This window comes from Candidatus Limousia pullorum (genome assembly GCF_057405065.1).
Window position 1 is genome coordinate 2,229,244 of the sequence record NZ_CM171614.1, and the last position, 24,501, is coordinate 2,253,744.

Sequence of the window (24,501 nt, forward strand, 5' to 3'; positions counted from 1 at the left end):
TGGAAAGACTGACACCTCTTTCTGATAAACAGATTACGAATAAGTTGGATGTTGACGGCTGATTGCCGTACTTCGAATATAGAACAAGGCAGTAACGTTTATCAGATAAGAGGAACTATCTAAAATCTGTTTATTTAGGTGAATGTTATGCTTTATCTCGGAATTGATATCGGCAAAAATACTCATGTTGCTTCTCTTATTGATGAAACGGCAAAACCATTATTCAAAGCATTCTCGTTTTCAAACACAACCGAAGGCGCAAACAGCCTGATTGAAAAATTATCAGTACATATCAATAATCAATCAGAAGTTGAAATAGGAATGGAGGCTACCGGTCATTATTGGCTTTCGATTTACTCATTTCTTGTTGAAAATGGATTTGTTGTTCATGTCGTTAATCCTATTCAAACTGACGGCTGGCGAAAAGGGACTGAAATCAGAAAGCGTAAAACAGATTTCATCGATTCTGTTCTCATTGCTGATTTGATACGCTACGGTGATTTTGTTGAAACCTCACTGTCAGATGAAGACACAATGTCACTGCGTAATCTGTCACGCTTTCGCACTTATCTTGTTTCGTCCATTTCAGACTTGAAGCGCAAGGTAATCTGTGTTCTTGACCAGGTGTTCCCAGAATATCACACTGCTTTTTCAGATGTTTTCGGCGAAACCTCTAAAGAACTTCTTTCGCACTTTCAGACTGCGGATGATTTTGAAAACATCTCTTCTGAACAGCTTGAAAACGTGCTCAAAAAGGTCTCTTTTAAGGGTTTTGCCAAAAACAAAATCACTCAGATTTCAGAGCTCGCAGCAAGTTCTTTCGGACTGAAGTTCTGTCAGGATAGCTTCTCTTTACAGCTTCGGCTTTTAATTGAGCAGATTAAATTTATTGACGCTCAGGTATGTGATGTGGAAGCAGAAATCAAAGTTATCCTTGATAAAATTAATTCTCCTATTATGACTGTACCGGGTGTAGGCAATATTAACGCCGCTGTTATTTTAGGAGAGATCGGTGATATCTCTCGCTTTTCAAACGCTTCCAAGCTTGCTGCTTATGCAGGTATAGACGCTTCTGTCAGCCAATCCGGTGAATACCAATCCACCAATAACAAAATGAGTAAGCGTGGCTCTCCCTATTTGCGCAAAGCTCTGTTTCAGGCTGCCTTGATTGCAGCCTTTCATGATCCGGTTTTCTCGGCTTTTTATCAAAAAAAGCGATCCGAGGGCAAGCATCATCTTACTGCTGTTGGTGCTGTTGCCAGAAAGCTTTGTAACACCATTTTTGCTGTTTTGAAATACAATACCGCTTACGTCCCTCAATTTAAATAATCTTTTTATACCCACTTATCCATCGACTTGGACTTTTTGTTCAGGTCTTTTTGTCTTGCATATTTTTTCATCCCTTATTCGTTATTTTTTTATTTTTCCTATTGACTTTTTATAGTTGGTCTTTCAGATTAAACAAAGAAATAAATAAAAAATTTACACTAAAATATTTGTTTACGATATAAATTTATGCCTCCTCTTATGTCGGTTTTAACTCATCACACATATAACCACCAAAAATTCTATAAATATCCGATTTCCTCTCTGCTCATTTAAAAATCTTTAATACTCCTTTCTCTATATGATATGTTTTAAGCTAAACAAGGCAAATCGGACAATATTCATATAGTATTTAACATATAACTATCTTTTCAGCTTTAAATCACACTTTTTTCTTATTTTTTACTTTTATATTTAGTAATAGCAATAATTTAAGCTAAATAAATATTATACTGTACATTTTTCAGTAAATTATAATGATTTTTTTGTGTAAAATAACAACCCTCTTATGTTTAGAATTATAACATAGAGAGGGCTGCAATACTAACAATATTCGATTTATTTAATTAAAATTCAACATTTATCTATCAAATTTCTGTATTCACGGGGAGTTTTTCCGCAATACTTCTTAAACAGATTAGCAAAATAGCTTGGAGAAGAAAAAGACAGATAACCGGAAATCTCAGCTATTGTATAATCCGTGTTTTTCAAAAGTATCTTAGATTCCCTGATTTTTTGCTCATTTATAAAGTCAACAATACTTTTTCCTAAATCATGTTTGAAATTTATTCTTAGATAAGATTCGCTGACCGCACAGTAACAGCAGATATCATATACGGATATATAGCTGTGCAAATGCTGGCTGATATAGCTTACGGCTTTTTTTACCGCCGGATTTACCTTTCTGATATCAACTTTATAAACATTTGAGTCTGATATTTTTTGAGTGTACTCTACAACTACAGATAAAAATAAATTTTTCATTTCCAATTCATTTTTGGCATATGAAATTTTTTTGCAAAATTCTTTATAAATCGCCGCAGAATGTGTTTCATCAACGCCGAAAAGTATAGCTTGTCTGTAAATGACAAGCATAGCAGACATATAGCGGATTTTACTTGAGGTAAGGTTGTCATCACATCTTTTAAAAGGCTTAAAACACAAAAATGTTTTACACAATTCTTTTGCTCTCTTCACATCACCGCTTGTTATAGCTGAAAGAACTGTTTCCTGCCTTTCAAATGGAAAATAGTCTGGTTCTTCCTCTTCCCTCATCTCAAAAATTCTTTTTTCTATATCTCTGTTTATACTTTTATAAATGATTTTTTCCTCTATATTATATTCATTCTCCATAGTATTTCCTGTAAGCATAAAATAACAGAGGAACAAATCATCTATAAAACTCTGTTTATCGGAAATCTTTACCTTGTATAAATAGTCCTTTATTTTTTTGGTATCTCCTTCTGTAACCAAGTACAATGTTTTTCCGAACAGTCCAGAATCATTAAAAGGGTCAGTGGTAAAAACCGGCCCCAAAAGAACCGCAAACTCTTCATTAAATATAGAAAACTTAAATACAGCTATGAGCTCTAATCCGTTAATTAAAAATATTTTTGGCTTATCGCCAAACTTAATATATGGACGCTGAAAAACCTCTTTAAAAAATGCAGAAAAATCATTTGAACAGCTCCAAAAAATATTATTATCTTTCATATTAAAAATTGATATATAACAATTTGAAGACCTGTAGAACAATTCAAGTCCTAAAAGCAAATCATTCATATTTTTCATATGACTGCCTCCTTAAAACATCTTATATAAAAAGATTTTACATTATTTATTCATAGTAATTCAAGTACAATCAATTATGATAATTAAACAATTTTATACAAAATTATCAGTACAAAAATATTAAAAATCTTTAAAAATCACTTTGTCCCATAATTATTTCTTCTCAAAATTCAATTTGTATTAAAATAAATATTTTTAGTTATAATATCTATTTTTATCAATAAAATTATATCACGTTTTATTTTATATTTTATTCAGATGATTTAAGTTTTTAAACAGATTCTAACTTATTATCTTTTTTAAAGTTTCCTAAAATTATTGTGAGCAGGAAACCTGCCACAAGAGCTGTCAGATGTGCAACTATGTACCAAATATAGCCGTTATTTGCCGGATCAGCCAAGGCAATTCCAGGAACTACAGTAGTACCAAATCCAAGAGCTGCCAAATCTGCAAAATAAACTACAAGACCACCGATTGCTCCGCCGATACATCCGCCTATAAGAGGATACTTAAATCTTACGTTGATACCGAACAATGCAGGCTCTGTTATACCGAAAAGAACGGAAACGAAGCTCGGTATGCACAACTCTTTTGCCTTTGCGCTCTTTCTGTGAAGCATAAGATATCCCAAAACAGCGCCGCCCTGAGCAATGATTGCCACAGACATAAGAGGATTTAGGAAGTTTCGTCCTGTATCAACCAATAACTGTGCCTCAATAGCTCCGAAAATATGGTGAAGACCTGTAATTACTATAAGCTGTTGTGTACCGGAGAATATAGCGTATCCGATTGCGCCAAAGTTTTGTGTCATAAAAACAAGACCGTTTGTAATACCTGAAGCCAGCATACGTCCTACAGGACCAACAACTATAAAGAGGAGAAGTGCACTGACAAGTGTTGTGAGAAGCGGTGAAACAAGAAGTCTGATGACCTCAGGAATTTTTCTTTCAAAAAAGATATCGAGTTTTGCTGTGATAAAGCCCATAAGCAATGCAACAATAATACCGCCCTGGAAACCTACCAAATCTACGCCTAAACCAAATATATGGAGAGTTGTAACCTCTACTGTTCCCTGTGCCGCAGCATACGCATCTGCAAGACTTGGTGAAAGCATTATACAGCCTATTACAATACCCAAAATCGGACGGCCGCCGAATCTTTTAACTGCGCTGTAAGCCACAGCCAAAGGAAGGAAGCCAAAAATTGCGCCTGATGCAATGTTGATAAGCTTGTTTATTGCAAAAAGTGTTTCGTTGCTTTCTACGAACTCAAAATTTCCCAAAACTCCGGAAATACCTGTAAGCAAAGCCGCAGCAAGGATTCCCGGCATAATATCGATAAACACGTCAGACAGAGCCTTAATTATTCTCTGGAGAGGGTTCATCTTCTTATTTGCTTCTGTTTTAAGGTCGCTGAGACTCATGTTTTTCATATTGTTGTACTCTGCGAAAACCTCATAAACATCGTTTACAAGACCTGCACCGAAAATTATCTGCACCTGGTCTCCTGCAACAAATACGCCTTTTACCAATTCTACATTGCGTATTTTCTCCAAATCTGCGCTGTCGTTATTTTCAAAACTATTCTAAGTCTTGTGGCGCAGTGGGCAACACCCTGGATGTTTTCTTTTCCTCCGACCAACACGGTAAGTTCTTTTGATATGCTTTCATATCTTTCTCGCTTTTTTGCGTCCATTATGTTTCCTTCTGACATTTTTATTTTACCGTACTTTATATAAACAAACAATTATTGTTCATTTGCACATTCAGGAAATACCGCAGAAATGCTGCCCTTTCGGTTTAGTACCGACTGTTTATCCTTTCATAATTTCCTGAAATGAGCACTGCAAGCATAATTCTTTCAATCAGTTTGCCGAAACAAAGCACCTCCTCTCTTAATGTGTTGGTTTTGCTTACAGAAAAATTTTTATTGTGCTTTATGGCAGCTTCTGCAAACGACTTTTTTCGGCAGAAAAGTCTTTATTTAACGGCTTTACGCCGATTATCAATTTACTTTAACAAATCTAAAGCAAACACTTCTGAAATCCTTTTTCTCAATGGGAACACTTATTCCGCTGTACATAAGCTCATCGCCTCCGTACTCATAACCGGTAGAAATATCACGGTAAACGGCATCTGCTTCCAACCCTTTAAGCTTTAATATCTTTATAGGTGCTACCGGCTGGCTTAAAATTTCAAAATGGAAAGCTACAACCTGACTTCCGTCGCCTGAAACAAAATTCCACTGTGCAACATTCTCATCAAATGGACTTTTTATTCTGTAGAATTTTCCAAACTGGATTGTATTTCTTATATCTTTATAAAAAGCAACCTGTTTCTTTATCTCGTCAAGTTCCTCAGAGGAAAGCTTTGTAAGGTCAATTTCATAACCGAAATTTGCACTCATTGCCACTTGTCCTCTTGTCTGAAGAGGTGTAACTCTGCCTGTCTGCTGATTCGGCACCTCGCTTACATGAGCTCCCATAGTAACAACCGGATATGTAAATGAGGTTGCATATTGAATTTTCATTCTGCAAACTGCGTCGGTATTATCACTGCACCATGTCTGCGGCATATAATACAGCATACCAGGGTCAAATCTTCCCCCGCCGCTGGAACAGCTTTCAAAAAGTATGTCCGGAAACTCTGTGGTAAGCTCTTCTAAGATTTTATACAGTCCTAAAACATACCTGTGAAAAATCTCTCCCTGTCTTTCCATAGGAAAGTTAATGCTTCCAACATCAGTGAGGTGTCTGTTCATATCCCACTTTACATAGTCGATTTTTGTTTCTCTAAGAACCTTTGAAACACTGTCGATAACATAGCGGCAAACTTCACCATTAGACAAATCGAGAACAAGCTGTCCCCTGCCGAAAGTATATGGGCGTCCCTCTGTGTGAAGGGCATATTCAGGGTGATTTCTAAAAAGCTCGCTGTTTCTTGATATCATTTCAGGTTCAAACCACAGTCCGAATTTAAGTCCTCTGTTATGAATTTCGTCGGAGAGATGAGACAGTCCCAAAGGCAGCTTTCTTTTATCTGTGACCCAGTCGCCAAGGGAACTGTCGTCATTATCTCTGTGGCCAAACCATCCGTCATCCAAAGCAAAAAGCTCTATTCCTGTCTGCGCCGCCTTATCAGCAAGGGCAAGCAGCTTATCTTCATTGAAATCAAAAAATGTAGCTTCCCAATTATTTATGAGTATAGGGCGTGGCTGAAATGCAAATTTACTTCTTATCAGATTATGCTGATAAAAGTTATGGTATATCTGTGACATTCCGTTAAGTCCCTGTGAGGAGAAAACCATTACTGTTTCTGGGATGAAAAATTTTTCGTTGGGCTCAAGATACCATTCACCGTTCCATGGGTTCATACCCATTTGAAATCTTACATTTTCAAAGGAGTCCGCCTGTGCCAAGGCGGTAAAATTACCACTATACACAAAATTTGCGCTATATATATTTCCTGATTCCTCTGAAGCATTTGCCTCTAATAGTGCCATAAAAGGGGCTTGCTGCGGAGAGCTTGTTCCTCTTAAACTTTCAATCTGTACCATTCCGCTTTTAAGCGGTCGTAGATCCACATTTCTTTCATTATTGTGTGCGCCATACAAGGTCATCACCTTAAAACCGCTTTCACGGAAATCAACAGACATACTCAGCATCTTTGTAAGAGTCAAAGGACTGTTTCCATGATTTTCAAAAACCACACTGCGTGTTATAACGTCCGCATTTTCAAAAACTGAGTACAGAAGAAAAACGCTCAGTCCTGAAATTTTATCTTTCATATGGATTTTTAGTGTTGAAACCTCTTCCTCCGAACCAAAAGAGCATGGAAGTCCCTCAAGCTTTGGTTTACCCTTCATTATTTCGTAGCCGACATATGAAAGGTCACAAATTCTGCTACCGTTCTGTTCCCTAATTCCAAAAGCGCAGCTTCTGAAATCACCGTTTCCCCCATGAGGATATTCCATAGGAAGAGTATCAAGAGAAAAATCCCTGTCATTTTCCTGAGGATTTGGCGCAAAACCTCGGTTTTTAAGGATTATTGACCTTGTTCCGCAGTAATTTTGAACTCGTTTTCCCCAATATAAATGGAGAAGATACTTGTTTCTGACAACCTGCATAACATAGCTCGTGCCTTTGGTTTGCAGATGAAAGATTTGTTTTTCATCGTTATAAATAACTGCCATTTATATTCCCTCTTTCTTTTTATATTTGTTTTCTGTTTGTTTATTTACTTACATTATACCAGTAAATAAATTTTATTAAATGGACAAATGTTGTTTCTATATACAGATTTGTGACTAATATCATCACAAATCAATAGTTATATTAAATAGTTTTTATAAACCTATTGATTGTATTAAATTATAATATTACATATATCTGTTGCCCTGCACACCGAATAATGATATAATTTATTACACAAATAGTAATTTTAAGGCAGTGAGTTTGATGCATGATTATGTTTTTTCAAATGATTTTTCTCAAAATATTGATGCAATGGTATACACCTGCGGATATGAGGCATGTGTTCCGGGACACAGCTATGGTCCGGCTCTGCGCAGCGGCTATCTAATTCACCTTATATTGGAGGGAAAAGGAATATTTGAAACAAACGGAAAAACCTATCATCTTTCCGCAGGAGAGGCTTTTTTAATAACGCCGGGTTCACTTATATACTATGAAGCCGACAAGGATGACCCATGGACATACACATGGATAGGATTTCAGGGCATTAAAATCAAACAATACCTTTCAAGAACCTCTCTTACAAAATGTCCTGTTTTTTCCTACGAATCCGACAAAGAATTTTTAAACTGCTATGAAAAAATGTTTGAAGCCTATCAGCTTACTGAAAACAGAGATTTAATAATGAACAGTATTCTATACAGATATCTATTTCTTTTGGCACAGAAATTTCCAAGCAAAGAAAATTCCGTTGAAAACCGACGTGTCGAATATGTAGATGAAGCATTAAAATACATAGAAGCCAACTACTCTTGGGAAATAACAGTTCAGAGTATTGCAGATTTTCTAAATATAGACCGTTCCTATCTCCACAGACTTTTCAAATCCGCCGTTGGCGTTTCAATAAAAGAATACCTTTTGAATTTCAGAGTAAAAAGAGCCTGTGATCTTCTTGTACATACGGATTTACCAATATCAACAATCTCACGTTCGGTTGGATATGACGACTCTCTGTATTTTTCCAGACTATTCAAAAATAAAAAAAGCGTGTCCCCAAAAGATTACAGAGAAACACACAAAAACAAATAAAAAAACAAAACCGACATCAACAATTTCTCGCTGATGTCGGTTTTGTTATAAAAAGAAGAGATATAACAACATGTTTATGTATTGTTTTTGATAAAACTCATATCTTTAATCACAAAATTTTAACCTTATCCCCTTGGCTTCTAAGCCACATATCAATTCCATCGCCGTAGGCTTCGGCTCGGATTGTATATACTCCTTTGTCCTCCTTCAAAATTTTGCAAGTGGGAATTCGATCGAGAATTGCTTCAAGCACGCCGCTGTACTCAAAGGTCACTGTTTTCAGTTCTCCGGTATACATAAACTGAACTCTTTTACGGAATTCTCCGTCATTGAATTTATCCTTATAGGGAACTGAAAAAATCTCGCCGGTTTCTTTTATATCTTCCATTCTGTCTATTCTGAAAACAATCGGAAAATCCTTATCTGCTTCAGCCATATATGCTATAAGATAAAAATAAAACTCAGAAAACATTATAGCTACCGGTTTAACCTTTTTAACACTTTTCTTTCCGTCCTGTCTTGTGTATGAAAAAGTTATAATCTTATGAGATTTAACAATAGCTGAAAGATTCCAAACCAAAGAAAGCAGACGCTTATTATGTCTTGGCGGAATGTATGACATATACTCACCGTGAATAATGTCTTCAACGGTTTTTCTGTCTTTATCAGATGTCTGCATTAAAAGTTTTTTCATAAGCTCGGAAAGCTCGTCTTTTCTAAAGGCTCGGCTTTCCAATAGAATTTTTGCAAGAGCAAGAACCTCTTCATTTGTAAACCATTCCCTCTCAAGCCGCACAAGATAATAACCGTTTTTAGCCTTATCATATTTTATGGTGGCTTCTATTTCAGTAAAATGAGCTTCTGTTAAATATGCTCTCAAATCGTCAATATCACGCTGTATGGTTTTAAGTGAAACTCCAAAATCCCTTGCAAGCTCCTCTTTACAAACCACCTCGCCTTTGTTTAACCGCTCGTAAATATTTAAAAGTCTGAAGCCCTTGTTACCTTTATAATCCAAAGACAAATTCAATAAACTCACCCCCTATGTGTATAATTTATTATATCACTCAGGTCGCATTTTGTCTAATAAATTATTAAATATATTTAGTGAGTTATTACAAATTATATTTTTACTTATCTATGTTATCCTTAATAATTTTTCGTATCCATTTTTCGCTGTATCCAAACTTGGTGGCTAAATGCTTTATGTTATATCCGTTGTATTCTTTCAAAATCTGTGAAACAATATATTCCTTATCAAACAGCTGAACAGGAAGCGTAATCTGTTGACCTCGATACTCCTTGTACACTTTTACGGCGGCATCTATTCCTAATAAATCGGCAAATTCCCTGTACACCCCGTTCAAGTCTTCGTATTCAATGTATTCCGGATCAATGGTTAATAATGTTCTGGACAAAATTCTCTCCCCTTATCTATGACAGATTTTCACGAAACAGCAACGTACACTGTTATTCTTATGATTTTATGATAACAATACAGATACCCATAAAACGTCCATCTTTCTTTTTCATTAAATAATTTTAAAAATTTTCGTGAAAGTCTCGCAGTTATATAAGGGATTTTATCCTCTTCTCCGCTGTCACAAAAACGGCTATCACCAAATAATGATGATAGCCAAAATAAATAATTTAGATTTTACTCAAAAGGTCGGCTTTTTTAGCGTTAAATTCCTCTTCTGTAAGAATTCCGGCTTCTTTTAATTTTTGAAGCTTTTGTATCTGCTCCAAAGGATCCACCTGTGGAGTTGATGCTTGCTGCACAACAACCTGAGGCTGTTTATTGCTCTCTTTAATTCCACGTCTGCATTCTCTGTATACCTTTACAGCCTTTTCAGCCTCATATGTATACATATTATTCAATCGTTCCTTCGCTCCTGCAACTGATATTTCCAAATCACAGACGCTCAGCGCAACTGTAAGGGCAAGGTCAAGCAAGCCGTTTGTATTTTGAATTGTAGCCATGGATGTAACATCTTCATAATAGAATTGCTTTACATTTTTTGTCAGACCAAAGGCTTCACGGTCAAGCACAACCATCTGTTTGTCTGAGCATACTACAAAATCCTTTGCAGTTATAGAGTCACAGCCCCAGGCAAAATAAAGGATAAGTTCATCGTCAAATACATATTCGTTGACAATTTTTAAAATATTCTCACCTATTTTTTCCTTTATAAGCTTGTCTATCTGCTCGTTAGTAATAGTAAAATCTCTGTTTTTAATTCTTGTTATATAGCCTGCAAAGGAATCTGTATCAAGTGCAAAACCTGTTTTGCTGTTAAGCAGTTCTACTCCGTTACACGTAAAGATGTAGTTTTCGCCGTCTTTACTGTAGGAAACAGATTCAATATTTTCTATAGGAATTGTACCTGTGCAGAAAAACATATTTTCCTCATCATATGCCTTTTTGAAATACAAAGCTTTAGTGGAAAGAAAAATTTTCTGCTGACCTTTACCCAAAATCATCCACAAAGGTGTTTCGTTGGCATTGTTATATTCGGGAAAGTCCTTTTGTGCGTACTTGTCAATTTTCTTATCAAGAGGATGAAAAATCAACTTACTTGCAGATACGCTATGCGCCGGCAAGTAGAGCTTGTCATAATAATCGGCTGTAAAATCCGCAAGCTGTTTTTTATCAACATCAAACAACGTTCCTTGGCTTGCTCTGATATCCTCAACCATTTTCTTTGCAGCCGCATCTGCCTCCGCCTGCTTTTCAGCTTTTATTCTTTCTCTTTCAGCCTTTTGGGCGTTTGCTTCTTTTCTTTTTTCATCATACTTTGATTTTGCCGAATTAGCGGCGTTTTTAGCCGAGTTTGCCGCACTTGATGCGGTTTCCTTAGCTTTCTTTAAAAAATCGTTAAATGCCATTTTCAATACTCCTCATTATGCGTAAATAAATAATAAAATCAAAAAAGCTACTCCTCCAATAAAAGATATAATGCTTCCCCAGTTTGTTTGAAAAGCTTCCTTTATAAAATCGTCAAACTGAAGTTTTTCTTTGCTGTAAAGCATTACAAGATCAACCAGAGATAAAACCAAACCGGCAATAATCAGGATAAAAGGAAATATTGCCATCTCTGTTAAAAAGAATAGTATGTAACCCAACACAGCACACACAAGCGATATCAAACTAAGCATTTAAGCCACCTCCTTTATTAAAAATATTTAAAAGTTGAGTCTATTGACCACATTTTTCGCTTTCTAAACTGCTTTTAAGAATTTTTCTGATCCATTTTTCACTGTAGCCGTATTTCGTTGCAAGCTGTTTTATGTTGCTGCCGTTATACTCCTCTACAATCTGTTTTCTCAAAAAATCCTTACTGAAAAGTTGAACCGGGAAAGTAATCTGCTGTCCTCTATAAGCCGCATGTATTTTTAACACCGCTTCAATCCCAAGCAAATTTGCAAGTTCATTGTAAGCACCGTTTAAATATTCGCACTTTATACTGCTTACATCCATATTCTGCATTCCCTCCCTCTTTTTACTAATATTATTATATATTTTCTAAGAATTGTATAGAGCGACTGTTCTTATGAAATATTCCTTACATTATTTCCATTAAAAGAATAAAATAATCCATCAGACTACATAAAATCACTTTTTTTCTTTTTAAATTCAAAACAAAAACCTTCAAAGAGGCTTTTCTCCAATTTGAAGGTTTTTTATACAAATATTTTTCTTTTACCAAATACAAGTTTTAAAGCTGTTCAAGCAAATATCCTCCGCCTCTTAGTGAGGAAATTTCAAGACGTGAGACTTCACTATTCAGTTTTTTTCTAAGTCTTGAAATCAATGTCCACAATGCTCTATTTTCTTTGTCAGACTCTTCTCCCCACACTTCTCGCATCAACTCACTCTGGGTAACCTTGCGTTCTGCATTCTTTGCCAAAATCAACAATATGGAAAATTCTTTCTGAGTCAACTGAATATCCACATTCTTTACATATCCGGTAAGCGATACTGTATCGAGCTTCAAACAACCATATAAAAAGTATCTGTGAACATCAGCGGCAGAACGCAGACGTGCTTCTATTCTTGCAATCAGCACTTCAAAGTCATAAGGTTTTGCTAAATAATCATCACCGCCTGCACGAAGTCCGTCAACTACATCCTGGTTTTCACCGAGGGCAGTCAAAAACAAAATCGGTATATTAAGATGAGCTTTCAGCTCTCGGCATAAATCCAAACCGCTTCCGTCAGGTAAAATAATATCAAGCACTATCAAGTCCACATTATGCCAGCGAAGCTGGTCTTTTGCTTTTGCTATAGTTTCCGCCTGAAGTACATCATATCCACGCAGTTTCAGAAGCTCAGAGTTTATTTTTATAATATGCGGATTGTCTTCTACAAGTAAAATTGTACTCATTTAACTTCCTCCTTTAAAATCGTAAATGCAAATACAGTACCGTCAGGGCCTGTTTTTTCTACCCAGATTTTTCCTCCATGAGCATCCACTACTTCACGGCATATTGTCAAACCAAGTCCGCTGCTTCCGCTTCCGCTGAATCCCTGTTCAAATATATGAGGAAGAACTTCCGGTGAGATACCTTTACCCGTATCCTGCACACGGAATACCACAAATTCGTCCATTTCATTGTCGGATGCACTTATAGTTATAGTTCCGTTAGTTGTGCCTTTACTTGCGTTTACAATTAAATTTGTAAATACCTGAAGCATCATTTCAAAGCTTCCGTGTATATCAGAACATTCATTTTCAGAAATCTTTACTGCGTTACGATTTTTCAGACACATAGGTACAGCAATAGCTCTGACATTCTCCAATAATTCCGATACGTTAATACAGCTGAAAGCAACTTCCGAAGTTCTTCCATAAGAATATTCCATAAGCCTTGTTACCATATTGGCAAGTCGCTGTGCTTCATACTGAATTGTTCTTAAATTATTAGGTGTCTCTTCATTTATTCTGTCAGCGGCAATCTGTATACCGGTAAGCTGTGCATATCCGGAAATAACTGTAAGCGGCGTTTTAAGTTCATGGGCAACCTTATGAAGAAAATCCATATTCAGTCTGTTCATCTTTTCAAGCATTTCGCTTCGGCTGCGGCTCTCAATAAGTGCAAATTCTCTTTCCTGAATCTGAAGATTGATTGCCGAAGCATTGAGAAAAACAAAACTTATCATACCGTAAGCAGCTGCACCATAGTGAGCAACTGATGCTCTTTGATTAGTCAAAAGTGCTTCGTACAGCATGCTGACTAAAAGAATCAGGAAACCTGCAAGTACCAGAATGTCAGCCGTTTTAAGCCTACGTAATTTTATATAGTGACGTGTAACACCATAAATCAAATAAAGCAAATAAGGAATAGACAAATAATAAACCGATGTAGATATTAAAACCAGGTTCTGTGTAGGAATTACGCTTATCAAAATAACCGCAACAGCAGCAATACCTAGGTAAATGTACAGCGGCCAATTCTTTGTCACATCATAATACAGAAACTTCAACAACAAAAGCAGTGAAACCGGCATTAACATTACAATTATAATAAACAATCTATACACTATATACCATGATGTATCCGGCGGCAATAAATGACAACTGTAAAAGTTTTGATCTCTCAGCGCCATTAGCAAACAGCAGAAAGCCAAACACAGGAAATTTCCTTTGCGAAGAACCGCAGCACTCATTAAAAAGTAAAGCATCAGCATCACAAGACCGCCGCTTATCGTAAGGGATGTAAGGTCGTTGGCAGCTTTGAATTCCTCCATATTCTGAGGAGTTGAAATATATGTCGTCTGTATAAATCCGCCTTCATTATGAACGTAGTTTCCATACTGATAGATAATGTCAATTTCTCCGTTTTCGTCAGATGCCATCGGTACCGTCATATAACCTCCCTGTGGCACAAAGTCCTCCGCATTATCTGCTATTTTTCCATAGGATACAACTTCCGCTCCGTTTACATATACAAGGGTTGCATAATCCATAGAAAAACTGCAAAGTGTGTAATATTGATTTGGCTCTGCCAATATTTTCAAATGATAAGTTCCATAACCATAATCATCGGCAGAAACACCGCTATCTGCTTTTTCTTTCACCGTTCCATTTTTAAAATCTTCAGAAGTATAAAGCTTTTCAGGATAAAAATCCCAACTATTAACGAGATGATATACTTCATCCGAAAAATCAATACCCCTTATATCCAATACTCCATCATTCGGCTCTAAAGCCTGCAATGAAACATATCTTTGCGAAAAAAATGACTGCAACAGCATCATGCTCAAAATTACAATAGAAATAGGCAAAAGACATCTAAATAGTTTTTGATTTAATTTCCTCAACTCCATAACAACAGCTTCCTTTCCCCATTGTGTATTTTACACTTCTATTGTATCACAAATATTGCCCCAAACTGCGAACCTTACAAAATTGTAAGGTAAAAATTCAAATTATGTGATATATTACAAAATTTTCAACTAAAATTCTTGCATAACCCAGCATTACGCCCATAAACTTTAAACAAAAACATAAAAATAAATATATATTTTCTCTATAATACATATAGTATTTATATTATGTGATAGTTTATTTTTGTTTTCATTATAAAAAGCATAATAAAAATGCCACAGCTAAAAATTAAGCTATGGCATTTTTTAAATCTGTTTCTTTAAACTTATAATTTTATACTATTTAATGTTATTGTTATATACATCAACTGCCGGTTTCTGTTTCTCCCTGCCAATCGTTGATGCCTCCAAATTCCATTATATTTGTATATCCCATTTGTGATAACTTCTGAGCCGCCTGTTTGCTTCTGTTTCCGCTTCGACAATAAACTAAAATTAACTGGTTCTTATCCGGCAAAAGCTTAGGCTGTTCATCTCCTATTGATTCATTAGGAATACAAATAGCTCCCGGAATGTGTCCTGATTCGTACTCACCTTGGGTACGAACATCCAAAATAATATAGTCGGTTTCCTCATTCATTATTTCAACAGCTTCATCAACTGTAATCTGCTTATAAGTACCGTCTGTATTCTGAGATGCACATCCTGTTAGGAAAATAACTATTCCAAGAATAAGCGCAATTATTTTTCTCATATAAATTACTCCTTATTTCGTGCTTTGCAAATCAGCTGTGTCATTGTACCCATCGGGCAATAGACACACCAGCTGCGAGGTTTAAAAAGTATCATGGTGACAAAACCAAGTATTGTGGAAGTAAGCATTACACTGTAAAATCCAAAAGCGAATTGTGCAACACCGGGATGTAAAATCGTTCCATGATATGCCCAATGCCATGGAAGCTTAAATGTCCACAGAAGAGTAACGGTCTGCTTTAGTCCTGTAGCTCCTGAAAACACTAAATAAGTGTTCCAAAGCATCAAGAAAAACATTGCAAAGAAGAATATTAAAAATCCATATCTAAACCACTTACTCTTCATCCATTTAGGAATATCCTTTTTGCGTGATAATCCAAATCGTCCTCCAACTAAAGAAAACAGCTGTCCTCTTCCGCAGTATCTGTTACAATATCCCTTGTTTTTCTGAACAACTGAGATAATCAGAGGAATGAAAAAACACAGTAAGCCAAGCCATGCAAAAAGTATATTGAAAAATCCAAGAATTAAATATAAAAGCGATGCAATCCACAAATAATCGTACCATTTTTTCTTCATGGCTGCACCTCCTGAATTTCAATAACAGACGCAGGACATTCCTTTGCGCATTTTCCGCATCCCACACATTTTGTTATGTCTACCACAGCTGCAATTCCCTTCGGAACAGAAATTGCATGCAGGGGACAAACTTTCACGCAGCAGCCGCAGGCAACGCATTGTTCTGTTGAAACAAAAGCTTTTCTCTGCTTTCTTTTTACATTAACCATTGTAAACCTCCAATTTATCATACTAACACAAATATACTTGCATAGTATACATAAAAATTCCTGTTCTCTCTGTAACTCAATCACAAATCCATTAAAGCTTCAAATAAAAATACACTGTCACTTAAATAGATAACAGTGAGGTTCTATTTAAAAACGGACATCTGATACAGCGTCCGGTTAAGGAACTTTATGAGCTGCTTGGTCAGAGTATTCAGGGAAACATTGATGGTGAAAAAATTATTTTCTCAAACATAAGCAGATGCTTTCATCTATCAGTTGATTTAAAAGATTGTAAGAAAACCAAACAAATAAAAATCCACAGTGATGAATGGCGTTTTGAATACAACTCAGAAAACAAAACAGGCCTATTTGCAAGAAACAGCTGGGTATCTGAGTCAGAAGAAATTCGTCTTTTTAATCTTGAATCTTTTGAAAATATTGAGATTTGGAGTGACAACTCAAGTCTTGAAATATTTATAAACGGAGGTCAAGACGTTTTGAGCTCCAGAATATTCCCAAAAACAGATGTATTATCATTATGCATTGAGGGTGCAGGTTTGTATAGTTCGGTGCAGTTAAATGAAATTCTCACCGTTTAAAAATAGAAGGAGGTACTATCATGTCAGAAAAGGAATTGGCTAAACAAATTATCCAATTAGTTGGAGGAAAGGAAAATATATCATCGGTTCAGCATTGTGCTACCAGACTCAGAATTATCGTGCACGACAAAGAAAAAATTAAAGTAGATGATATTGAAAATCTTGAAAGTGTTAAAGGTTCGTTTTTTAACGCCAGTCAGTATCAAATCATCTTGGGCACAGGTCTGGTAAATCGTGTATACGATGCAACAATGTCAGAGCTCGGCAAGGCTGCCGAAGTATCTGCTCCGGTTAAGACAAAGAAGACAAAAAGACTACATACGGAAATAAGTTCCAGAGAGCTATCAGAATGTTTTCCGATGTTTTTGTTCCGATTATTCCTGTTTTGGTTGCTACAGGTTTGTTCATGGGTTTGCGTGGTTTGCTCACTCAGGAAGCGGTTCTTGGTGTTTTCGGATTAACTCCGTCAGATATTCCCAACCAACTGCTTATATTTACTCAGATTTTAACTGATACAGCGTTTGCTTTCCTCCCCGCTCTTGTATGCTGGTCAACATTTAAAAACTTCGGAGGAAGTCCTGTTATCGGAATTGTTTTAGGTTTGATGCTGGTAAGCGGAAGCCTGCCCAGCGCATATGACGTAGGTTCAGGCGCAGCAGAGCCTTTGGTATTCTTTGGATTTATCAATGTAGCAGGATATCAGGGTTCAGTTCTTCCAGCCTTTGTAACAGGTATCATAGGTGCAAAATTTGAAAAATGGCTTAGAAAAAGAATCCCTGATTCATTGGATCTTATCCTCACACCGTTTTTAACTCTTCTTGTTGGAATAGTTTTGGCTCTGTTCGTTCTCGGCCCAATTCTCCACACAGTAGAAAATTATGTTCTCTATGCTGTTGAAACACTTCTCACCCTTCCGCTCGGTATAGGTGGTTTAATATACGGCAGTTTCGGACAGCTCCTTGGAATTTTCGGTATTCATCATATCTTCAATTTTCTTGAAATCAGTATGCTTGCCAACGACGGCTGGAACTATCTCAACCCAATAGGCACATGCGGAAACGTTGCTCAGGCAGGCGCAGTATTGGCTGTAGCATTGAAAGCAGTATCAATAAAGACAAAACAGGTTGCTTATCCATCTTGCCTTTCCGCACTTTTGGGAATTACCGAACCTGCAGTATTCGGCGTTAACCTTAGATTTGTAAAACCATTTATTATGGCTATGATTGGCGGCGGCTGCGGCGGTTTCCTTGCTTCAATCATCGGCTTGAAAGCAACAGGCATGTCAATTACAGGTATTCCAGGCACATTGCTTTACCTCAACGAACAGCTTCCATTCTATATTCTTGTAAACCTTGTTGCCTTTGCAGTTGCATTTTTGCTCACATACTTCTTTGGCTTTAATTCAAAAATGGAGAAACACGCATGAGTATAACATTTAGTTCCGATAATTCTATAGTCCATATTACAAATGGGAAAATCAGCTACGTAATGGAAATATTAGATAATAAATATCTTATCCACAGATATTTTGGCAAGGCTATAAGAGCTTGGCACGGCTCAAATACCTTGATACCATTTAAACGCAGCTATACTATAGAGTATCCGGAAAAAAATCAAAATATATATTTTGATGACCTCACTTTTGAGTATCCTACACCAGGGCGTGGCGACTACCGTCTGCCCGCCCTTACGGTGGCAAGCCCAAGCGGAGCCGCTGTAATAGACCTTAAATTTCACAGCTGGCAAATATTAGACCACAAACCGCAGGAAAAATCACTGCCAATGTCATACGACAATAAAGATGAAAGCGAAACACTTGAAGTTGTATGCCTCGACAGTATTTCCGGTGTTAAGGTATATCTCTACTACACAATATTTAAGAATATAAATATAATTACAAGACATCAGCGCATAGAAAATGTCGGTAAATCTACCATTCGCATAGAAAATGCACAGAGCCTATCTCTTGAGCTTCCTGCAAAACAATACGAGTTTTTATCTCTTTACGGATGTCACGCAAAAGAAGCAAATATAAACCGTTTCCCCCTTCATCAAGGAATACAGCGTATAAACAGCGGTTACGGTTCCAGCAGTCCAAGACACCAGCCCTTCTATGCATTGCTTCAGCCCGGAACCGATGAATCATCAGGCGAAGTCTACGGATTTCAGCTTATCTACAGCGGCAATTTCTCAGCCGCCGCTGAAATGGATTCCTTTGGTCAAATAAGAGTCCAAATCGGTATAAATCCCGATGAATTTAACTGGACACTTTCTCAAGGCGAATCCTTTATAACTCCCGAAGCTGTCCTCAACTACAGCGACGAAGGACTTAACGGAATGAGTAATAATTTTCATAATTTTATTCAGAACCATATAATACCTTGATCTTGGAAAAATAAAATTCGTCCAATCTTATTAAATTCATGGGAAGCCATGTATTATGATGTAAATCTTGAAAAAATAAAAAAGCAGGCGGCACTTGCAAAGGAACTTGGAATTGAATTATTTCTTTTGGATGACGGATGGTTCAGAAAAGGCAATTACAGTCATTCATCTATGGGAGAATGGGTATGCAATGAAGAAAAGCTCCCCGGAGGAATTCAATATGTATCGGATTTGATACATTCAATAGGACTGAAATTCGGACTGTGGTTTGAGCCGGAAGCGGTAAGTCCCGACAGTTCAATTTATATTGAACATCCAAACTGGATACTGCACGTTCCCGGATACGAACCACTAAAAGGACGCCATGAATATCTCCTTGATTTAGGTCAAAATGAAGTTCAGGAATATTTGATTAGTATGCTGAATGATTACTTAAGCGACGGAAAAATCGACTATATTAAATGGGATATGAACAGGCCCTTTACTGATGTATATTCTTCCGCTCTTCCATACGAACGCCAAGACGAAACCTCTCACAGATATATACTCGGCCTTTACAGAGTTCTGGACGAGATTACATCTGCTTATCCAAATGTCCTTTTTGAGGGCTGTTCCAGCGGAGGCTGTCGTTTCGATGCAGGAATGCTCAGATATTTTCCGCAGAACTGGACAAGTGATAACACTGACGCATGTGACCGTGTGCAAATTCAAAGCGGCTTTAGCTTGATATATCCTCCGTCAGTCATGTGCGCTCATGTAAGCATAACTCCCAATCATCAGACAGGCCGCACCACTCCCCTTGATACAAGATATCAAATCTGCAAACTGTTCAATTTAGGATATGAGCTTGACCTGACAAAGTGTTTAAAAGAAGAGCTAAGCGATATCTCAGAGCAAATTAAAAGATATAAAGAACAAAGAGAATGGTCAATGACCGGAACATTTTACCACGGCAATAGTCCAGATAATAATCACACCTCATGGATGATTGTAAGCAAAGACAAAACAAAATGTCATGCTGTAATATTCCAAAAATTATATAATCCACTCTCGTCACACGCAGTCTTTCCAATTTATGGTTTGTGCAAAGAATGGGACTACCGTGATTTAAACACCAATAAAATATACGGCGGCGACGAACTCACACAAATAGGTGTCAACGCCGGAAAGAAAATAATGAAAAACGCCGGAAAGAAAATGACCGCAACGCCGGGATTATTACCGCCGGTTTATTGATCGTCAGTTAAGATTCTTCCGAAATATTTACTGGAGGTGCGGTGTGAATACCAGCCTTCAGACGATCTTTCAGTCTATAGGTCTGCCCGCGAATATTAATAACATGTGCATGGTGAAGCAGCCTATCCAGTAAAGCGGTTGCCAAAACATTGTCGCTGAGCAGTTCTCCCCAGTCGCTAAAATATTTGTTGCTGGTAAGGATCATGCTGCCACGCTCGTATCGGTCAGAAACCAGTCGGAAGAATAGCTCTGCCTCCTGACGGCTTAGCTGTGTGTATCCAATTTCATCAATCACCAGTACGGCGGGTCTGAGGTACACGCCAAACCGCCGCTCTAACTTTCCCAAAGTTTGTGCCTTTCTGAGGTCATCAATCAGATGGGACAACGTGGTGTAATAGACGACCATGCCAGTTTCCAGTGCCTTAAGTGCCAATCCAACAGCCAAATGCGTTTTTCCTACACCAGGAGGCCCCATGAGGATCACATTCTCTGTTCTTGCGGTAAAGGCCAGAGTGGCTAACTCATCAATCTGACGTTTGTCAATGCTTGGTTGGAAGGAAAAATCAAAATCCTCCAGTTGCTTACGATGAGGCAGTCTTGACAGCTTCAAGCGGGTTTCCTGGCTTTTTCTGCTTCTTTCCATCTGTTCTGAGGATAACAGTGCATCCAGGAAGTGAAGATAGGTCTGGTGCTCGTGAGATGCCTGTTCCAAGTGGGCGTCTAATAGCTCTGCCGCCGTATAGAGTTTCATGGTCATAAGAAGCTCTCTTGCGTGTTCCAATTCAACCACGGTGTACACCTCCAATCATCTGATCATAAAAGCTCAGATCCCGCTGCTCTACCGAAGCTGACTGCATATGGGCAATACAGCTGGGGATCGCAATACCGTGCTTCTCTATCAAGCCCTGGTACTGGCCGGTAAGATGAATGGTTCGTCCTGCTCCGTGGGTTGCTTCATGTGCGGCAAGCAGCGTCTCGTTATAGTAGATTTCAACCTTGCCGTTATGAAGCCGAACCTGAACTTCCTTTCCACTGTACTGCCAGGGAATCCCGTATCGAATGCCGTCATAACTGACCAGACCATCCCTGGTTGCATGCCTGGTCTCCCAGCGGTAGCGATCAAGAACTGCCTGCTCTGGCAATGGCTTCAGCGGTTCTGATGCCATTTCCCTTGCAGGGATTTTACCAGTGGTGGCATGTACCTTAGCATTGACCTGGTGGCACCATTGCAGTGCCTGCCGATTAAGATCCTCCAGATTTGTAAAGATTCGCCCAGGGAAGAAATTTTCCTTCACATAACGAACCAACCGCTCTACCTTCCCCTTTGTATGGGGTTTACGTACCTTACACACCTTGGGGACGAATCCAAGCTCTGCTGCAAAATTTGCAAATTGAGGGTTCCAGATGACCTTTCCTGCCTTACGATGATCTACAACGGTCTTCATATTATCTGTGAGGACTTCTTCAGGAATTCCTCCAAAATACTCGAATGCATGAATCATACAGCGCTCCAGACTACGAAGATCGCAACGTGCGGTAAACTCTACATATCTGGCTCTGGAATGACTCAGCACCATCACAAAGGACGGTACATGATGGAGCTGCCCCTGCTCATCTTCGAACTGACAGATACCCCAATCCATCTGTGCCTGCTTTCCTGGCAGCGTTTCATATCTTCGCACTGCCGGTGTCGATTTTCCCGGACGAAATGGATGTACATAGTCCTTGAGAATCGTCATACTGCCATCGTACCCCATATTACGAATACGGTCAAGCAGTACAACGCAGTTAAAAATGCCTTGGTTCATCATTTCTTGCAGCATCGGTTTATACGAATCCAACTTGGATGGTTTTTTGCGCCCAAGCAATCCGTGAGGTTTCATCGGCTCAGCTATGTACTTTCTTGCCGTATTTTCCGATACACCAACTTCACTGGCAATTTGAGATACACTCTTGCCTTTTAACGCTAAATCCTTTATCATTAGTATTAGCCCACTCCTTATCATTTGGCCATCTCCCTTCAAGTATTCGACACACTTAAAGGATAGCCGATTTTAAGGCATGGGTCAATTTCTTCCCGACTCAATTATACTCCGGCGAGTACAACACTCACACAAATAGGAATTCCAATCCCGCCAATAAAACAAGACTTTACAGTGTTTAATTTGAATTTAATAAAAGTATAATTTTAAGCCACCAGTTAAATGTAGTAGTAATCATAACCACCAGTTTAACTGGTGGTTTACTCATTCCTATTCGGCGGACAAAAATGCACCCAATGCATAATGCTGTCAGAATTATGCATTGGGTGCAGATTTGGCAAAGACTCCATATATTGATACTTTGTACCATTGATATTTCAATTGTTAACTTAGATACAAATCAGTTAAATATATTATTATCTGATTTTATAATAACCATCAAACTATCAAAAGTCTTCATTTTTATAAATCAATTATTATTTGATAAATTTAAATAACTTTAAAAAAATATTCTTTAGTAAATTATAACAGTATCTATATTCTTGTGTTCTACAAAAGAAAACAATGACACTAATAAAAAAAACTAAAAGTGAACAAAGTATATATATAATTAATCCAAGTATACTAGACAAATTTAGCAATTCATATACATACATTAATAACAAAATATCAATAATACAAACTAAAGTGTATTTTATGAATAATATGTAATATTTATATGGATTCATTTTTAGACCATATTTATATACTACATAAGGATCATACCATACATTTGTTAATAATCTTGTAATTGTAGTCCCTAAAAGAACTCCTATCAGTCCCATATAATTAGCTAATAAAATAGAAACTGCTAAATTAATAAATGCAGATACTAAAGGACGCCATTTACCATATCTAAATAATCCCATAGTTGATCTAAAAGTCCAAACAGAATTCATCATTCCGTAAATATACACATTCAAGCAAATCACAAACACTATGTAATTACTTAAAATAAAACTTTCACCAATCCAAATTTTTATGAATGAATTAAAAATAGTAGAAAATACTACAAAAAAAGCTCCATAAATTATAAAGTGTAAAAATGTAACATTATTTAAAAGACTTTCATATCTTTCTCTTTTTTCTTTTGCAATATAATTTCCTATGCTTCCAGTCAACGAAGATGTTATTTGTGATAAAAAAGTCTGAACAGATCCTGTTATTAATGTATAATTAGAAAGCAATCCAACACTAACAACACCTTCAACAATTGATATAATTATATTATCTGTACCATCTAATACAACGCCACCTATTTTATAAATTGAAAGTGACTTAACATCGTCAAAAATAGATTTCTTTTCATTTTTAGATAGCTGACTATTTTTATATTTTAATAAAAATGAATATTTTTTATTTGCCCAGATTGAAACACAAATATTTTCAAGTAATGTACACACTATCTGAATCAATAAATACAAAATAAAATTTTTAAATAATAATAAAATTAATATTTGAAAAATAGAACGAGTAAAGTAAAAAATTAATTTGAATATATGAAGAATACGTTCTTTTTGATCTGCACTAAATATAGATCTTTTATATGCAAAAAAATATGAGAAAACAGTATTACATAAATATAAAATATAGATAATGGTAATATTGTCAATATTAGTTTGTTCACCTATAATATATTTTAGAAATGGTATAACTACAACACCAATTATTGCAACAACAATTCCAATTATGTTATACGTTTTTTTGTATAAATTCATCAATTTTGCTATTGCAACTTTGTCATCATTTGCAATAGGTTTGTACATATTATATATGATCGCTGTGCCTATACCTAACTCTGCTAATGACAACATAGTAAGTATATTTGAAAACAATCCATTTACGCCTAGATATGCTTCGCCAAGGGTTTTAATAAATATTGTTCTAACAATTATTCCTAAAAGTACATTTGCACATTGTGATAGAATACCTAGTACTGAATTTTTAACAGAATTTTCTAACCTTCCCTGTTTGTTCAAATTAATAATGC

The 24,501-nt window shown here is 36.8% G+C and carries 22 protein-coding genes and 1 pseudogene; 6 read left to right on the plus strand and 17 right to left on the minus strand.

The features are described from left to right. Nucleotides 1-147 precede the first annotated feature (147 nt). Nucleotides 148-1,329, plus strand: coding sequence for an IS110 family RNA-guided transposase (locus tag CGICJO_RS10245; protein ID WP_087376648.1), 1,182 nt, complete (start codon nt 148-150; stop codon nt 1,327-1,329). Between the two features lie 570 nt (nt 1,330-1,899). Here the strand turns inward: CGICJO_RS10245 and CGICJO_RS10250 are convergent. From CGICJO_RS10250 to CGICJO_RS10265, 4 genes are all read right to left on the minus strand, one after another. Then, nucleotides 1,900-3,117 (minus strand): helix-turn-helix domain-containing protein, encoded by a 1,218-nt coding sequence (locus tag CGICJO_RS10250; protein ID WP_486498788.1) that lies wholly within the window; start codon nt 3,115-3,117, stop codon nt 1,900-1,902. A gap of 271 nt (nt 3,118-3,388) precedes the next feature. Further along, nucleotides 3,389-4,672: a PTS transporter subunit EIIC gene (locus CGICJO_RS10255; protein WP_486498789.1), complete on the minus strand. Its 1,284-nt coding sequence runs from the start codon at nt 4,670-4,672 to the stop codon at nt 3,389-3,391. Further along, complete coding sequence (locus CGICJO_RS10260) at nt 4,651-4,812, minus strand: PTS transporter subunit EIIB (protein WP_486498790.1); 162 nt, start codon at nt 4,810-4,812, stop codon at nt 4,651-4,653. The genes CGICJO_RS10255 and CGICJO_RS10260 overlap by 22 nt, the downstream gene beginning before the upstream one ends. A gap of 309 nt (nt 4,813-5,121) precedes the next feature. Beyond that, on the minus strand, nt 5,122-7,308 hold the full coding sequence (locus tag CGICJO_RS10265; protein ID WP_486498791.1) for an alpha-galactosidase: 2,187 nt from the start codon (nt 7,306-7,308) through the stop codon (nt 5,122-5,124). Between the two features lie 265 nt (nt 7,309-7,573). Here CGICJO_RS10265 and CGICJO_RS10270 point away from each other — a divergent pair, with 265 nt between their 5' ends. Next, complete coding sequence (locus tag CGICJO_RS10270) at nt 7,574-8,398, plus strand: AraC family ligand binding domain-containing protein (RefSeq protein ID WP_486498792.1); 825 nt, start codon at nt 7,574-7,576, stop codon at nt 8,396-8,398. Between the two features lie 109 nt (nt 8,399-8,507). Here the strand turns inward: CGICJO_RS10270 and CGICJO_RS10275 are convergent, their stop codons facing one another. From CGICJO_RS10275 to CGICJO_RS10320, 10 genes are all read right to left on the minus strand, one after another. Continuing rightward, a complete protein-coding gene (locus CGICJO_RS10275; protein WP_486498793.1) occupies nt 8,508-9,437 on the minus strand; it encodes a helix-turn-helix transcriptional regulator in 930 nt (309 codons plus the stop codon). Between the two features lie 91 nt (nt 9,438-9,528). Further along, nucleotides 9,529-9,816, minus strand: a complete 288-nt coding sequence (locus CGICJO_RS10280; RefSeq protein WP_486498794.1) for a Mor transcription activator family protein — start codon at nt 9,814-9,816, stop codon at nt 9,529-9,531. A 232-nt stretch (nt 9,817-10,048) separates the two neighbouring features. Next, nucleotides 10,049-11,287, minus strand: coding sequence for an SHOCT domain-containing protein (locus CGICJO_RS10285; protein ID WP_486498795.1), 1,239 nt, complete (start codon nt 11,285-11,287; stop codon nt 10,049-10,051). A gap of 15 nt (nt 11,288-11,302) precedes the next feature. Next, complete coding sequence (locus CGICJO_RS10290; RefSeq protein ID WP_486498796.1) at nt 11,303-11,557, minus strand: hypothetical protein; 255 nt, start codon at nt 11,555-11,557, stop codon at nt 11,303-11,305. 40 nt (nt 11,558-11,597) lie between these two features. Continuing rightward, the gene (locus tag CGICJO_RS10295; RefSeq protein WP_486498797.1) at nt 11,598-11,888 is read right to left on the minus strand and encodes a Mor transcription activator family protein; all 291 of its coding nucleotides are present in this window, start codon (nt 11,886-11,888) and stop codon (nt 11,598-11,600) included. 229 nt (nt 11,889-12,117) lie between these two features. Next, the gene (locus CGICJO_RS10300; protein WP_486498798.1) at nt 12,118-12,786 is read right to left on the minus strand and encodes a response regulator transcription factor; all 669 of its coding nucleotides are present in this window, start codon (nt 12,784-12,786) and stop codon (nt 12,118-12,120) included. Further along, nucleotides 12,783-14,729 carry a sensor histidine kinase gene (locus CGICJO_RS10305; RefSeq protein WP_486498799.1) on the minus strand — a complete coding sequence of 649 codons (1,947 nt, stop codon included), beginning with the start codon at nt 14,727-14,729 and terminating at the stop codon, nt 12,783-12,785. The genes CGICJO_RS10300 and CGICJO_RS10305 overlap by 4 nt, the downstream gene beginning before the upstream one ends. A 364-nt stretch (nt 14,730-15,093) precedes the next feature. After that, nucleotides 15,094-15,483, minus strand: a complete 390-nt coding sequence (locus CGICJO_RS10310; RefSeq protein ID WP_486498800.1) for a rhodanese-like domain-containing protein — start codon at nt 15,481-15,483, stop codon at nt 15,094-15,096. A gap of 5 nt (nt 15,484-15,488) precedes the next feature. Beyond that, entirely contained in the window at nt 15,489-16,061 is a 573-nt protein-coding gene (locus CGICJO_RS10315; protein WP_087379820.1) for a hypothetical protein, read from the minus strand. Beyond that, entirely contained in the window at nt 16,058-16,270 is a 213-nt protein-coding gene (locus tag CGICJO_RS10320; RefSeq protein WP_486498801.1) for a 4Fe-4S binding protein, read from the minus strand. The genes CGICJO_RS10315 and CGICJO_RS10320 overlap by 4 nt, the downstream gene beginning before the upstream one ends. 443 nt (nt 16,271-16,713) lie before the next feature. Here CGICJO_RS10320 and CGICJO_RS10325 point away from each other — a divergent pair, with 443 nt between their 5' ends. The 4 genes and pseudogenes from CGICJO_RS10325 to CGICJO_RS10340 all read left to right on the plus strand — a co-directional run bounded on the left by CGICJO_RS10325 (nt 16,714) and on the right by CGICJO_RS10340 (nt 20,490). Next, complete coding sequence (locus CGICJO_RS10325; RefSeq protein WP_486500022.1) at nt 16,714-16,869, plus strand: GH32 C-terminal domain-containing protein; 156 nt, start codon at nt 16,714-16,716, stop codon at nt 16,867-16,869. A 20-nt stretch (nt 16,870-16,889) separates the two neighbouring features. After that, nucleotides 16,890-18,295: pseudogene (locus CGICJO_RS10330) on the plus strand (sucrose-specific PTS transporter subunit IIBC). Beyond that, complete coding sequence (locus CGICJO_RS10335) at nt 18,292-19,254, plus strand: glycoside hydrolase family 36 N-terminal domain-containing protein (protein WP_486498802.1); 963 nt, start codon at nt 18,292-18,294, stop codon at nt 19,252-19,254. The pseudogene CGICJO_RS10330 and the gene CGICJO_RS10335 overlap by 4 nt, the downstream one beginning before the upstream one ends. Before the next feature lie 15 nt (nt 19,255-19,269). Beyond that, nucleotides 19,270-20,490: an alpha-galactosidase gene (locus tag CGICJO_RS10340; protein ID WP_486500023.1), complete on the plus strand. Its 1,221-nt coding sequence runs from the start codon at nt 19,270-19,272 to the stop codon at nt 20,488-20,490. Nucleotides 20,491-20,497: 7 nt separating this feature from the next. On the opposite strand, the gene istB is transcribed toward CGICJO_RS10340, so the two are convergent. The 3 genes from istB to CGICJO_RS10355 form a co-directional block, all read right to left on the minus strand. Next, nucleotides 20,498-21,280, minus strand: a complete 783-nt coding sequence (gene istB / locus CGICJO_RS10345; protein WP_486498803.1) for an IS21-like element helper ATPase IstB — start codon at nt 21,278-21,280, stop codon at nt 20,498-20,500. Further along, nucleotides 21,273-22,496: an IS21 family transposase gene (gene istA / locus CGICJO_RS10350; RefSeq protein WP_486498804.1), complete on the minus strand. Its 1,224-nt coding sequence runs from the start codon at nt 22,494-22,496 to the stop codon at nt 21,273-21,275. The genes istB and istA overlap by 8 nt, the downstream gene beginning before the upstream one ends. Nucleotides 22,497-22,948: 452 nt before the next feature. Then, a complete protein-coding gene (locus tag CGICJO_RS10355) occupies nt 22,949-24,490 on the minus strand; it encodes a lipopolysaccharide biosynthesis protein (RefSeq protein WP_486498805.1) in 1,542 nt (513 codons plus the stop codon). Between the last annotated feature and the right edge of the window lie 11 nt (nt 24,491-24,501).

What these genes read in the sequence shown, in the direction of transcription:
- istA (WP_486498804.1), bottom strand. Translation starts at nt 22,496, where the DNA reads ATGATAAGGAGTGGGCTAATACTAATGATAAAGGATTTAGCGTTAAAA.
- CGICJO_RS10250 (WP_486498788.1), bottom strand. Translation starts at nt 3,117, where the DNA reads ATGAAAAATATGAATGATTTGCTTTTAGGACTTGAATTGTTCTACAGG.
- CGICJO_RS10320 (WP_486498801.1), bottom strand. Translation starts at nt 16,270, where the DNA reads ATGGTTAATGTAAAAAGAAAGCAGAGAAAAGCTTTTGTTTCAACAGAA.
- CGICJO_RS10295 (WP_486498797.1), bottom strand. Translation starts at nt 11,888, where the DNA reads ATGCAGAATATGGATGTAAGCAGTATAAAGTGCGAATATTTAAACGGT.
- CGICJO_RS10285 (WP_486498795.1), bottom strand. Translation starts at nt 11,287, where the DNA reads ATGGCATTTAACGATTTTTTAAAGAAAGCTAAGGAAACCGCATCAAGT.
- CGICJO_RS10265 (WP_486498791.1), bottom strand. Translation starts at nt 7,308, where the DNA reads ATGGCAGTTATTTATAACGATGAAAAACAAATCTTTCATCTGCAAACC.
- CGICJO_RS10270 (WP_486498792.1), top strand. Translation starts at nt 7,574, where the DNA reads ATGCATGATTATGTTTTTTCAAATGATTTTTCTCAAAATATTGATGCA.
- CGICJO_RS10245 (WP_087376648.1), top strand. Translation starts at nt 148, where the DNA reads ATGCTTTATCTCGGAATTGATATCGGCAAAAATACTCATGTTGCTTCT.
- CGICJO_RS10335 (WP_486498802.1), top strand. Translation starts at nt 18,292, where the DNA reads ATGAGTATAACATTTAGTTCCGATAATTCTATAGTCCATATTACAAAT.
- CGICJO_RS10315 (WP_087379820.1), bottom strand. Translation starts at nt 16,061, where the DNA reads ATGAAGAAAAAATGGTACGATTATTTGTGGATTGCATCGCTTTTATAT.
- CGICJO_RS10260 (WP_486498790.1), bottom strand. Translation starts at nt 4,812, where the DNA reads ATGGACGCAAAAAAGCGAGAAAGATATGAAAGCATATCAAAAGAACTT.
- CGICJO_RS10290 (WP_486498796.1), bottom strand. Translation starts at nt 11,557, where the DNA reads ATGCTTAGTTTGATATCGCTTGTGTGTGCTGTGTTGGGTTACATACTA.
- CGICJO_RS10300 (WP_486498798.1), bottom strand. Translation starts at nt 12,786, where the DNA reads ATGAGTACAATTTTACTTGTAGAAGACAATCCGCATATTATAAAAATA.
- CGICJO_RS10310 (WP_486498800.1), bottom strand. Translation starts at nt 15,483, where the DNA reads ATGAGAAAAATAATTGCGCTTATTCTTGGAATAGTTATTTTCCTAACA.
- CGICJO_RS10305 (WP_486498799.1), bottom strand. Translation starts at nt 14,729, where the DNA reads ATGGAGTTGAGGAAATTAAATCAAAAACTATTTAGATGTCTTTTGCCT.